The organism is Paracidovorax cattleyae (assembly GCF_900104515.1).
GTDB classification, from domain to species: domain Bacteria; phylum Pseudomonadota; class Gammaproteobacteria; order Burkholderiales; family Burkholderiaceae_C; genus Paracidovorax; species Paracidovorax cattleyae.
This window is the reverse complement of the sequence record NZ_FNJL01000010.1, coordinates 164,072-175,561: the sequence shown is the minus strand read 5'-3', so window position 1 is coordinate 175,561 and position 11,490 is coordinate 164,072. Positions and strand designations below refer to the sequence as shown.

At 67.9% G+C, this 11,490-nt stretch carries 13 protein-coding genes and 1 tRNA gene; 5 read left to right on the top strand and 9 right to left on the bottom strand.

The genetic code is table 11. The features are described from left to right. Positions 1-283: transposase (locus BLR05_RS10650; protein WP_143015894.1), on the bottom strand; the 283-nt coding region annotated here is incomplete at its 3' end. Between the two features lie 163 nt (positions 284-446). Here BLR05_RS10650 and BLR05_RS10645 point away from each other — a divergent pair. The 4 genes from BLR05_RS10645 (at position 447) to BLR05_RS10630 (ending at position 3,620) form a co-directional block, all read left to right on the top strand. Then, positions 447-1,313, top strand: a complete 867-nt coding sequence (locus tag BLR05_RS10645) for a DNA/RNA non-specific endonuclease (protein ID WP_092834440.1) — start codon at positions 447-449, stop codon at positions 1,311-1,313. A gap of 83 nt (positions 1,314-1,396) precedes the next feature. Continuing rightward, positions 1,397-1,705 (top strand): hypothetical protein, encoded by a 309-nt coding sequence (locus tag BLR05_RS10640; protein WP_092834438.1) that lies wholly within the window; start codon positions 1,397-1,399, stop codon positions 1,703-1,705. Between the two features lie 118 nt (positions 1,706-1,823). Next, the gene (locus tag BLR05_RS10635; RefSeq protein WP_143015893.1) at positions 1,824-2,186 is read left to right on the top strand and encodes a hypothetical protein; all 363 of its coding nucleotides are present in this window, start codon (positions 1,824-1,826) and stop codon (positions 2,184-2,186) included. Positions 2,187-2,480: 294 nt separating this feature from the next. Next, positions 2,481-3,620 carry a branched-chain amino acid ABC transporter substrate-binding protein gene (locus BLR05_RS10630; RefSeq protein WP_092834434.1) on the top strand — a complete coding sequence of 380 codons (1,140 nt, stop codon included), beginning with the start codon at positions 2,481-2,483 and terminating at the stop codon, positions 3,618-3,620. A gap of 79 nt (positions 3,621-3,699) precedes the next feature. On the opposite strand, the gene BLR05_RS10625 is transcribed toward BLR05_RS10630, so the two are convergent. From BLR05_RS10625 to tolB, 6 genes are all read right to left on the bottom strand, one after another. Then, complete coding sequence (locus tag BLR05_RS10625) at positions 3,700-4,134, bottom strand: DUF1810 domain-containing protein (RefSeq protein ID WP_092834432.1); 435 nt, start codon at positions 4,132-4,134, stop codon at positions 3,700-3,702. Positions 4,135-4,252: 118 nt separating this feature from the next. Then, positions 4,253-4,328: transfer RNA gene (locus BLR05_RS10620), tRNA-Lys, on the bottom strand. Positions 4,329-4,373: 45 nt separating this feature from the next. Beyond that, the gene (locus BLR05_RS10615; protein WP_225979347.1) at positions 4,374-5,153 is read right to left on the bottom strand and encodes a tRNA threonylcarbamoyladenosine dehydratase; all 780 of its coding nucleotides are present in this window, start codon (positions 5,151-5,153) and stop codon (positions 4,374-4,376) included. A 116-nt stretch (positions 5,154-5,269) separates the two neighbouring features. Beyond that, complete coding sequence (gene ybgF, locus BLR05_RS10610) at positions 5,270-6,076, bottom strand: tol-pal system protein YbgF (protein ID WP_092834428.1); 807 nt, start codon at positions 6,074-6,076, stop codon at positions 5,270-5,272. Further along, on the bottom strand, positions 6,076-6,621 hold the full coding sequence (pal, locus tag BLR05_RS10605) for a peptidoglycan-associated lipoprotein Pal (RefSeq protein WP_092834426.1): 546 nt from the start codon (positions 6,619-6,621) through the stop codon (positions 6,076-6,078). The genes ybgF and pal overlap by 1 nt, the downstream gene beginning before the upstream one ends. Before the next feature lie 65 nt (positions 6,622-6,686). After that, positions 6,687-8,003, bottom strand: coding sequence for a Tol-Pal system beta propeller repeat protein TolB (gene tolB / locus BLR05_RS10600; RefSeq protein ID WP_092834424.1), 1,317 nt, complete (start codon positions 8,001-8,003; stop codon positions 6,687-6,689). A 136-nt stretch (positions 8,004-8,139) separates the two neighbouring features. On the opposite strand from tolB, the gene msbA reads away from it, so the two are divergent. Continuing rightward, complete coding sequence (gene msbA, locus BLR05_RS10595) at positions 8,140-9,942, top strand: lipid A export permease/ATP-binding protein MsbA (protein ID WP_092834422.1); 1,803 nt, start codon at positions 8,140-8,142, stop codon at positions 9,940-9,942. 18 nt (positions 9,943-9,960) lie between these two features. Here msbA and BLR05_RS10590 read toward each other — a convergent pair whose 3' ends face one another. Together BLR05_RS10590 and BLR05_RS10585 are read right to left on the bottom strand one after the other, a co-directional pair. Further along, positions 9,961-10,656 (bottom strand): ankyrin repeat domain-containing protein, encoded by a 696-nt coding sequence (locus tag BLR05_RS10590; RefSeq protein ID WP_092834420.1) that lies wholly within the window; start codon positions 10,654-10,656, stop codon positions 9,961-9,963. Then, entirely contained in the window at positions 10,653-11,462 is an 810-nt protein-coding gene (locus BLR05_RS10585; protein ID WP_092834418.1) for a TatD family hydrolase, read from the bottom strand. Before BLR05_RS10585 ends, BLR05_RS10590 begins: the two co-directional genes overlap by 4 nt. Between the last annotated feature and the right edge of the window lie 28 nt (positions 11,463-11,490).

Here is an 11,490-nt window from a genome sequence, read left to right as displayed (position 1 = left end):
GCCAACCTGATTTTTTGAGGGCCTGCTCCAGCACGCTTATCCCGTGCAGGTCAGGCTCGCTCCACTTGCGCCAGTACGCATACACGTTCTGCCACTTGGGAAACTCCGGCGGAAGAAACCTCCACTGACAGCCTGTGCGCAGTAGGTAGAGCACCGCGCAGAACACCTCGTAGAGATCCAGCTCTATGGGCTTGGTACTGCGCCGAACGCTGCGCAACAAGGGCTCGATCTCGGCGAACTTCTCTCTGCTTATGTCGCTTGGGTAGGGCTTTCTTTTCACCAAGCAATTGTCGGCTCTAAAAAGATCGTAAACAGGCTCTTAGGGCGTGCCTGCGGACACGCGCGTCAGACAACGCAGCATTGGCCGGTCAGGGCGGACACGGCCGGCAGCATTTGTTGCGTGCGAATGCCCTGGTAGCGGCACCGGTGCGGGTTCTAATCGGCGGATGGCCCAGCAGAAGCAATCGCGCAGAAAAAAATCCTCCCGCTCCCCTTCCATCGCCCTCCTGCACCGGTCCTCCGGACGCGTGCGCCGGCTGCTGGTCTCCCTGTTCACCTCCGCGGTCGTGGGCCTGCAGGTCACGAGCTGCGGCATCCACCCCACGCAGGGCCCCTGGTCCGGCAGCACTGCCCAGCCCACGCGCGCAGGCCAGTTCACGGACTGCCGCCAGCATTTCGCCGGCGGCGTCGCGCCCCTCACCCCCGACGCCCCGCGGCTGCGCGAACTGTGCTTCGACGCCTTCGCTGTGCTGCACAGCGGCAACACGCGCACTCCCGTGTATGTGGCCGAGCGGCTCAACCGCCAGATCCTGCAGCAGGCCCGGCAGCAGCACCGCACCGACCACTTCTACGCGGATGCCCGGCTGCCGCGCGGCGAGCGCGCCGAACTCGAGGACTATCGCGGCTCGGGCTATGCCCGCGGACACATGGCACCCGCCGGCGACATGGGCACGCCCGAAGCCATGGCGCAGTCCTTCAGCCTCGCCAACATGGTGCCGCAGGACCCGAAGCAGAACAGCGGCCCCTGGGCACGCATCGAGGAGGACACGCGCCGCTATGCGATGCGTGCGCACGGCGATGTCTATGTCATCACCGGCCCCGTCTTCGAACCTGGGGCGAAGACGATCGGCGCAGCCCAGGTGGCCGTGCCTTCGCACCTGTTCAAGCTCGTGTACGACGCCGAGACCGGACGCTCCTGGGCGCACTGGCAGCAGAATGCGCCCGACGCCACCGCAGGCCCGCCGATCACCCTGCAGGAGGTGGAGCGCCGCACCGGCATGCGGCTGCTGCCATCCCCCGCGCCGGCGCATTGACGCGCGCCCCCGACAAGCCCCTTCCCAGCTGCACGGCAATAGCTGTATATTCATACAGTCATTGCTACTTCAGGAGAAAAGGGATGTCCGAAACCGCCACCCTCGCCTACACCGTCGCCCTGTGCGATTTCCCCGAACTGCCGCAGCGTGAACGCACCGCCGCCGAAGCCCGCTACGCCCGGGTGCTGGAGCGCCAGCTCGGCGGCCCGGAAGGCGTGGCCGGATCGCTCGCTGCGGTGCAGCGGCTGCAGGACGGCGACAAAGCCCCCGAAGGCGCGGACCCGATGGCCACCATCAACCGCTGGGCCCGTGCCGCGGCGTCAGCGCGCACTGCCGGCATGCAGGGTCTGGGGGAGTCCGAAGGGGCTTATTTCGAGGTACGGATGTCGTAACTTCCTGAAGCATCGGCCCGCCCCGATTCATCCAGGGATGCCGGCCCCCGGCGCACTTGCGCAATTCGGCCGCAGTGCTATTGTGCAGAAACAACGACTTCATCAAGAGGGAGGAAATATGAACCTGAGCAGTTCAATGCTTTTGCGCCGGCTGTTGTGCGCCAGCCTGGCAGGGTGTGCCTTGGCGGCATCCCCGTTGGCCCATGCGGCGAGCGACTTCCAGCTTGACTTCACGTTCGGCGGACAGGGACGCAACCCCAGCGTGGCCACCATGAAGGCTTACATCATGGGTTGCCTGCCTGCAGGCAGCCGGACCTGGGGTGGAGATCCTGCCGATTCCGCAGGTCCCTGGGACGTCGAAGTGCCCGCGGTGCGGGGCCATGAATACGACGCGCGGACGGTCCGCAGCCTCCTGCTCGGGCGGTCCTGCCAGCCCGTGCGCCCCGCCAAGGTCACCGACGTGACGGTCACCCCCGAATAAGCACCGCTCTGAAGCCCTCGCGGCTTCGCGTCACCGTGGCGGCAACGCCGGGCAGCCGACCGACCCGGTGTTGCGCTCCGTGTGACGGAATGAACGCACATGCGCGGCCCGGTCGCACGGCGTGACCACAGCCTCGTTCCCGCAGGCCCTTCTCCGCCGCCCTGCAATCCTTGCGTACAATCGAGGGTTTGCCGGCCCGCCCAGCCACAAGCCGGGCGGGCCTTTCCTGCCTGCCGGGGCACCAGGCCCATCCGATCTTCGTGCTCCATCCCTGCATCACAAGGAACACAGCCAATGAGCAAGACCCGAGAGATTTTCCGCCTGACCGCCACGGCCCTGGGACTGGCCGCCGCGGCCGTCCATGGCCAGGCACAGGAGCGTGTCCGCATCGGCTTCATGAGCCCCGTCACGGGCCCGCAGGCGGCCAACGGAGGAGACAACCGCGACGGCGCCCTGCTTGCCATCAAGGAACTGAACGCCAGGGGCGTCAAGGTGGCCGGCAAGCCCGTGGTGTTCGAGCTGGACATCAACGACGACGTGGCCGATCCCAAGCAGGGCGTGCAGGTCGCCCAGACCCTGGCCGACAAGAAGATCCGCTTCGTGCTCGGCCCCTACAACTCGGGCGTCACGGTGCCTGCCGCGCGGGTGCTGAACGACTCGGACATCCTCACGCTCACCGTGGCCTCCAACCCGAAGATCACGGAACTCGGCTACGGCACGCTGTTCCGCATCGGCGCCAGCGACAACCAGCTGGGCACCAAGATGGCCACCTACGCGGCGCAGGACCTGAAGCCCAAGACGGTGGCCGTGATCGACGACCGCACCGCCTACGGCCAGGGCGTCGCCCGCGAATTCACCGCGCAGGCCAAGCGCCTGGGCCTGCAGGTCGTGGCCACCGAATTCACCACCGACAAGGCCACGGATTTCAGCGCGATCCTGACCAACATCCGCGGAGCCAAGGCCGAAGCCGTGTTCTACGGCGGCTACTCGCCCCAGGGCGGCCCCCTGCTCAAGCAGATGCGCGCCCTCGGCATCACCGGCCCCCTGCTCGGCGGCGACGGCATCTGCTCCACCGAAACCGCCAACCTGGCCCAGCTCACCGGCGACCTGAACGTCTATTGCACCCAGGGCGGCTCGATGCTGGACAAGAGCGACAAGGGCCAGAAATTCGCCGAGCGCTACCGCGCCGAATACAAGCGCGACCCGCTCACCTACGCCGCCGCCTTCTACGACGGCATGCACCTGCTCGCCAATGCCATGGAGACCGCACAGTCCACCACCGACACGAAGAAGATCGCCCAGGCGATCGCCAACGGCAAATATGCCGGCGTGACGGGCGAGTTCTCGTACGACGCCAGGCACGATCTGAAGTCGTCGGCGGTGACGGTGTACACCCTCAAGGGCAAGGACGTGGTGCCGTTGAAGAGCCTGTGAGCAGGACGGGCCCCGGGGCCACCCGGGGCCAGGGCCTGGAAGCAGCCTCCCGGCAATGAAGCCGGTGCGGCATCAGGCGTCAGGCACTTGGGCCCAGCAGCTCCAGCGTGCGCGCATCCTTCACGCCATCGAAATACCGGGCCAGCACGGCATCGAAACAGCTGCCCGGCGCGGCCACCTCGGCGAACAGCGTCATGCTGGAGCGGAGCTTGATGTCGTCCGGGGAACCGAAGATCCCACGGGCGGACAGGCCCTGATCCAGGCCGAGCAGGACGCTGCAGGCTTCGCGCAGGCGCTCGCCGAGCACGGGATGGTCCAGGTAGGCTGCGGCCTCCCCCCGGGACTGAAGGGCGTAGCGTTGCGCCATGTCGCTGTGGCCCAGGCCGTGGACCTGGGGGAAGATGAACCACATCCAGTGGGAGCGCTTTTTCCCGGCGTTCAGTTCCGACAATACCCGGTCCCAGACGGGCTCCTGGGCATGGATGAAGCGGTCAAGGGCAACGGCTGCGGGCATCGGCCCATCCTAGAAGCCGGCCTTGCTTAGGACAAATGCCATTCGGCCTGACGCTGACGGCTCTCGGAAAAGAAAAAACCCTGCTACGTTTTGCATAGCAGGGTTTCCTGGATTTGCCTGGTAGGACGTACAAGATTCGAACTTGTGACCAACGGATTAAAAGTCCGCTGCTCTACCAACTGAGCTAACGTCCCAACATTGCTGCCACGGCGCTGGAGCCTCGGCAGCAAAGACTCAAATTATAGCGCCACTTCAGGGCCCGAACCAGATTCGGCCAGCCGGTCGAGTACCCAGCCGGCCGCGCACTGGCCGAAGGTGGCCGTGACGGACACGACGGAGCCATAGCCATGGCAGTTCAGGCTGCCGTCCGCGCCGGCGTCCACCGCACAGGAGGCGTGCGGCGGGGCCACGGCCTCGCGGCTGAACACGCAGGCGATGCCGATGCGTCGCCCTTCGCGCGCAGCGCCGTGCTGCTTGCGCAGGCGGTAGCGCAGTTGCGCGAGCAAGGGGTCGTGCGTGGTCCGGGAAAGGTCGTCGATGTCCACCCTGTGGGCCAGGCGCTTGCCACCGGCCGCGCCCACGCTGATGAAGCGGTGGTGGCCGTGGCGCAGCCTCAGGGCCCATGCCGCCATGGCGGTCTTGGCATGCACCTGGTCGCACGCGTCGATCACCGCATCCACGCCGTCGGGCAGGATGGCGGGCCAGTTGCCGGGCTCGACGAATTCCTCGATGCAGCGGACCTCGCAGCCCGGGTGGATGAGAGCGATGCGGTCGCGCATGGCCTCCACCTTGGCCTGCCCCACGGTGTTGGACAAGGCGTGGATCTGGCGGTTCACGTTGGATTCCGCCACGTTGTCGAGATCGATGAGGGTAAGCCGCCCGACCCCGCTGCGGGCCAGGGCTTCGACGGCCCAGGAACCGACACCGCCCACCCCGACCACCGCGACATGGGCCGCGCGGATGCGGGAGGCCCCCTCCACGCCATAGAGGCGCTCGAGGCCTGCGAAGCGGCGGCGCAGGTCGGTGTCGACGGGGAAAGCATCTTGCCCCCCCGGGCCTGGACCCGAGGGAGGGGGGACGGGCGGCTGCGCCGTCACCGGCACCGCCTCCGGCGCATGCTGCTGCACCGGCGTGCTCACTTCAGCCGCGCGAGGCGTTCCTTGGCCGCGGCAGCGGCTTCGGACTGCGGGTAGGCACGCAGCAGGTCTTCCAGCGTCTTGCGCGCGGCGCGCGTGTCCTTCAGCTCGATCTGGCAATTGGCGATCGACAGGGCGGCTTCCGGCGCGCGCGCATGGTCGGGCGACGCGGCCAGCAGGGCCTTGAAGTTGTTGATCGCTTCCTTGTAGTCGCGCGTGGCGTACTGGGCATTGCCCAGCCAGAACCGGGCCGAGGGCATGTAGCCGCTGCGGGGATACTGGCGCAGGAAGTTGCCGAAGGCGGACACGGCATCAGGGAACTTGCCCGAGCGGAACACGGCCAGCGCGGCTTCGAAGTCGCGCTTTTCCGCGGGGTCGGCCTGGAATTCCTGGCCGTCCATGGTCACCTTGGCCGGCTCGAACTGCTTGAGGCGTTCGTCCACGCCCTGGGCGATGTCCTTCTGCCGGCGCTGCAGTTCGGCCACGTCGCGCTGCAACTGCTCGTTCTGGCCGCGCAAGGTCGCCTGGTCGGAACGCAGCGTTTCGATCTGTGACTGCAGGTCGATCAGGCTGCGCCGCATCTGGGCACTGTCGTCGGAGGAGCGGCGCTGGTCGCCCCCCAATTGCTGCTGCATCGTATCGACACGCTGGCGCAATTCGATGATGGCGCGGCGTGCCTCGTCATCATCGAAGAGCGCGGCATGGCTGGCCGTGGCACCGAAGCCGGCCGCCAGCGACAGCGCGGCGAGCGCCGCCGCCCTGCGGAAGCGCTCACGCGTCCGCTGCTGCACGGTGGGGATGGCCATCAACGGTAGGACAGTTCAACGCGGCGGTTCTGCGAGAAGGCATCTTCCGTGTTGCCTTGCACCGCGGGCTTTTCCTTGCCGAAGCTCACGGCTTCCATCTGGCCGTCGGGCACGCCCAGCAGGCCCAGTGCGCGGCGCACTGCCTCGGCACGCTTCTGGCCGAGGGCCAGGTTGTATTCGCGGCCGCCGCGGTCGTCGGTGTGGCCTTCGATCATGACCTTGCGGCCCTGGCTGGCCTTGATGAACCTGGCGTGCTGCTCGATGAGCGACTGGTACTCGGGCTTGACGACATAGCTGTCGAAGTCGAAGTACACGATGCGGGCCACGCCGACCGGGCCGGCCGCGTCGCGCGCCGACTGGTTCAGGTCCACGGGAGCGACGCCGCTCTGAGAATTCCCGTTGGGATTGGCACCGTTGGGCGCCGTGGAGGTCGCACCCTTGTTCTCGACGGGCACGTCCTCCAGCTTCACGCCGGAGCTGCAACCGGCCATCAGGGCGGCGACGGTCAGGGCCAGAGAAATGCGTTTGAAGGGAAGGTTGATCATTGGGATGGTTCTCCTAGTCCGGATAAGGCGTTACTGTCGAGTTTGAAAAACGAAAAAGATTCAAATTATTGTTTCTGGAACGGACCCCAGTCCGGCTCCCGGATGTCGCCGCTCTGGCCTGCCAGGCGGGCCTTGATCTTGCCATCCAGCGTGGTGGTCATCAGCGCTTCGCGGCCCTGCTGCTGGGTCGCATAGACGATAAGTTTGCCATTGGGCGCGAAGCTCGGGCTCTCGTCGGCGGTAGTGTCGGTGATCGAGGTCACGCTGCCGGACGTCAGATCCATGACGTGCAGTTTGAAAGCCCCTCCCACGCGGGAGATGTAGGCCAACCACTTGCCGTCCGGGCTGATGCTCGGAGAAATGTTGTAGGCGCCCGTGAAGGTGACGCGCTCGGCGCTTCCGCCCGTGGCGGGCACGCGGTAGATCTGGGGGGCGCCACCGCGATCGCTCACGAAGTAGATGCTGCGGCCGTCACTGGAATAGGTCGGCTCGGTGTCGATGCCCGAGCTCTGCATGAGCCGGCGCGGCTCGCCGCCGTTGGCGTCGATGGTGTAGAGCTGCGAGCTGCCGTCGCGGCTCAAGGTGACGGCGAGCGTGCGGCCGTCCGGCGACCAGGCTGGCGCGCTGTTGGAGCCGCGGAAGTTGGCGATCAGGCGGCGCCGACCGGTCGAGACGTCGTGCACGTACACCACGGGCTTGCGCGACTCGAACGACACGTAGGCGAGCTGCGTGCCGGAGGGCGACCAGGCCGGCGAGATGATGGGCTCGGGGCTGGAGAGCGCCGACTGGGCGTTCTCGCCGTCGGCATCCGCCACCCACAGGCTGTAGCGGCTGCCGGCCTTGGTGACGTAGGCAATGCGGGTGGAGAAGATGCCGCGCTGGCCGGTGAGCTTCTCGTACACGTAGTCGGCGATGCGATGCGCAACGAGCCGCAGGTCGGCCTGCGTGACCACGAAGCTCTGGCCGCCCAGGTCCTCGCCGCGCACCGTCTCCCAGAGGCGGAAACGCACGTCGTAGCGGCCGTCGGGCAGGCGCGTGAGGCTGCCGGTGGTGAGCGAGTCGGCGCCCTTCTGCTTCCAGAGGGCGACGTCGGGACGGGAGTTTTCGTCCAGCTGGGGGCCGGAGGCATCCACCGCGCGGAACTGGCCGCTGCGCTCCAGGTCGGCTTGCACGATGGCGGAGATCTTCTGCGGGGCGCCCGCCTCGCCACGGAACGGCGCGATGGCGGTCGGCAGCTGGGTCAGGCCCACGCCGGTGATTTCGACGCGGAACTGCGCGAAGGCGGGAAAGGAGGCGGCGGAAGCGAGGGCCACGATGGCGTGGCGGCGCGTGGCATGCGGCAGGGCCGCGGCGAGGAGGTGGGATGGACGGTCTGAAGTCATTGACAGCGTTGGGATACCGGGCCATTCGCCGGAGGGAAACCGGAAAGGTCAGGGGCCGAATGTTACACACAGGGCGGACAGCCCTGTGACAAACTGTGCAAGTTGCCGGCGCGGTCCTACGTAGAATCCGCCCTTCATGCAAGCCTCCGACCCCCAGAGCACCCCCGCGCCGGGCCCTGCCGCCGCCCCCGCATCCGCCCCCCCATCCCTTTTCGCGCGCCTGCGGCGCATGTCCTCGTATTTCGGCGGGCAGCGCCTCGCCTGGTCGCTGGCGGTGCTGGCCACCGTGGTGGCCGCGGTGACCGAGCCGCTGATCCCCGCCCTGCTCAAGCCCCTGCTGGACCAGGGTTTCACGGAAGGCTCGCTCAAGCTCTGGCTGGTGCCGGTGGCCGTCATGGGGGTGTTCTTCGTGCGCGGGCTGGCGCAGTTCGGCGGACAGTACGCCCTGGCCCGCATCGCCAACGAAGGCATGATGAAGCTGCGCGAGACGCTCTTCGAGCGCCTGCTCTCTGCGGAGATGGCGCTGTTTTCCCGCCAGTCGGCGAGCACCCTGTCGAACACGGTGGTGTACGAGGTGCAGAACGGCGCCACGCAGCTGGTGCAGGCGCTGCTGGGCATCTCGCGCGACGGCTTCACGCTGGTGGCGCTGCTGGTGTACCTGCTCTACCTGAACTGGCAATTGACGCTCATCGTCGCGTTCCTGGTGCCGGGCGTGGCCTGGATCATGAAGACGCTGTCGCGCCGGCTCTACCAGATCACCAAGAGCAGCCAGGAAGCCACGGACCAGCTCGCCTATGTAGTGGAGGAAAACGTGCTGGCCCACCGCATGGTCCGGCTGCACAGCGCCCAGCCCGGGCAGGCGCGCCGCTTCGGCGTGCTCAGCCAGAGTCTGCGGCGCCTGGCGATCAAGGCCACGATCGCCTCGGCTGCGATGACCCCGCTGACGCAGTTGCTGGCCGCGGCGGCGCTGTCGGCCGTGATCTGCGTGGCACTCTGGCAGAGCCACATCGGGCAGACGCGGGAAGTGACCGTGGGCGGCTTCGCGGCCTTCATGGCGGCGATGCTGATGCTGATCGCGCCCATCCGCCGGCTGGCGGACGTGGCCAACCCGCTGACGCGCGGCGTTGCCGCGCTGGAGCGCGGCCTGGTGCTGCTGGAAAGCGCGCCGGCCGAGTCGGGCGGCCAGCACGCGCCGAAGGAGCGGGCACAGGGCGCGCTGGAGCTCGAGGGCGTGACGGTGGCCTTCGGGGCCGAACTGGCGCCAGCGCTGGACCGGCTGCACCTGTCGGTGCGGCCCGGCGAGGTCGTGGCGCTGGTGGGCCCCTCGGGCGCCGGCAAGACCACCCTGGTGAACCTGCTGCCACGCTTCCTGCAGCCGAGCGAGGGCCGCGTGCTGATCGACGGCCGGCCCCTGGACGAATGGAACCTGTCCGCGCTGCGCTCGCAGTTCGCCATGGTGAGCCAGGACGTGGTGATGTTCAACGACACCGTGGCGGCCAACGTGGCGCTGGGCGCGGACGTGGACGAGGCGCGCGTGCAGGCCTGCCTGGAAGCGGCCAACCTGTCGGCACACGTGGCGTCGATGCCGCAGGGCATGCACACCCTGGTGGGCCACAACGCCGTCCAGCTCTCCGGCGGCCAGCGCCAGCGCCTGGCGATCGCGCGGGCACTCTACAAGGATGCGCCGATCCTGATCCTGGACGAGGCCACGTCGGCCCTCGATACCGAATCCGAGCGGCTGGTGCAGGACGCCCTGCAGCGGCTCATGCGCGGGCGCACCACGCTGGTGATCGCGCACCGGCTGTCCACCATCGAGCATGCCGACCGGGTGGTGGTGATGGAGCGCGGACGCATCGTGGAACAGGGCACGGACACCGAGCTGCAGGCGCGCGGCGGCCTCTATGCGCGCCTGAAGGGCTCTGCCCTCGCGGGCGGCTGAGGGCCGGCCGCTGCCTGGTCACCATTTGCCGCGGTTGGGCTGGCGGCGCTGCAGGGCCTGCGCGACGAGGTCCGCCATGTCCTGGCGCGCCGCGCGCCGGGCGAAGTCCGCGGCGGTGAGGCCGAGCTGGTTCTTGATGGTGGGATCCGCGCCCTGCTCCACGAGGAAACGCGCCACGTCGGCCCGGCCATAGCTGACGGCCATCATGAGCGGCGTGGTGCCGTTGGGCGATTCGGCGTCGATGTAGGCGCTCTGGTCGATGAGCAGCCGGGTGATTTCCAGCTGCTGGTCGGTGGTACCGGAGGCGGCATAGTGCAGCGGGGTCCAGCCCGTCTTGTTGACATCGCCGTCCTTGGCGATGAGCGCACGGACCGCGGCGACCTGCCCGCGCAGGCAGGCGATCATGAGCGGACTCTCGTCCTTGGAGTTGCGCGTTTCCACCTTGATGCCGGGCGCGGCCATGAGTGCGTCGAACGCTTTCATCGAGCCTTGCTGCAGGGCCAGTGTGAGGCCGACATCGCCCTTCGGGTTGCGCGTGTTGGGGTCGAATCCGCGCCGCACGAGAGCGGTGATGTCGTCGCCCTGGTCACGCACGATGGCGGTGAAGAAATCGTCATAGGCGCCGGCGTGCGCGCAGGCGGCGCACAGGCTCGCGCCGGCCAGCGCCGCGGCGGAGACGAACAGGCGCCGTGACAGGTGGCGAAGCTGCGTCATGGAGCATCCTTTCGGAAAAAGAGCGTGTCGAAATTCCGGCTCGTGGCCTCGCCCACGGCCTCGGCGTCCAGCCCCCTGAGCGCCGCGATCTGCTGCGCCACGAAGGGTACATAGGACGGGTTGTTGGTCTTGCCCCGGTAGGGCACGGGCGCGAGGTAGGGACTGTCGGTCTCGATCAGCATGCGGTCGAGTGGCACGAAGGCCGCCACGTCGCGCAGCGGCTGGGCATTCTTGAAGGTGAGGATGCCCGAGAACGAGATGTAGTAGCCGAGGTCCAGCGCGGCGCGGGCCACCTCGGCCGTCTCGGTGAAGCAGTGGAAGACGCCGCCCGCCCGGTTGCCCGCGCCATCCTCGCCCTCCTGCCGCAGGATGGCGAGGGTGTCGTCGGACGCACTGCGGGTGTGGATGACCAGCGGCTTGCCGCAGGCCCGCGCGGCGCGGATGTGGGTGCGGAAGCGCTCGCGCTGCCACTCCAGGTCGGCGACGCTGCGGCCGCCCTTGCGGTCTTCCATGCCGTAATAGTCCAGCCCCGTCTCGCCAATGGCGATGACCCGGGGCAGCGCGGCGCGGTCCAGCAGGTCCTGCACCGACGGTTCGGTGACGCCCTCGTTGTCGGGGTGCACGCCCACCGTGCTCCAGAAGTTGTCGTGGGCGAGCGCCAGCGAATGCACGTCGCCGAATTCCTCCATGGTGGTGCAGATGCACAGCGCGCGGGTGACGCGCGCCTCGTCCATGGCCTGCCGGATGGCAGGCAGTTGCGCGGACAGTTCGGGAAAGCTCAGGTGGCAGTGCGAATCGGTGAACATGGCAGAAGGAATATTAGGCGGCGCGAAG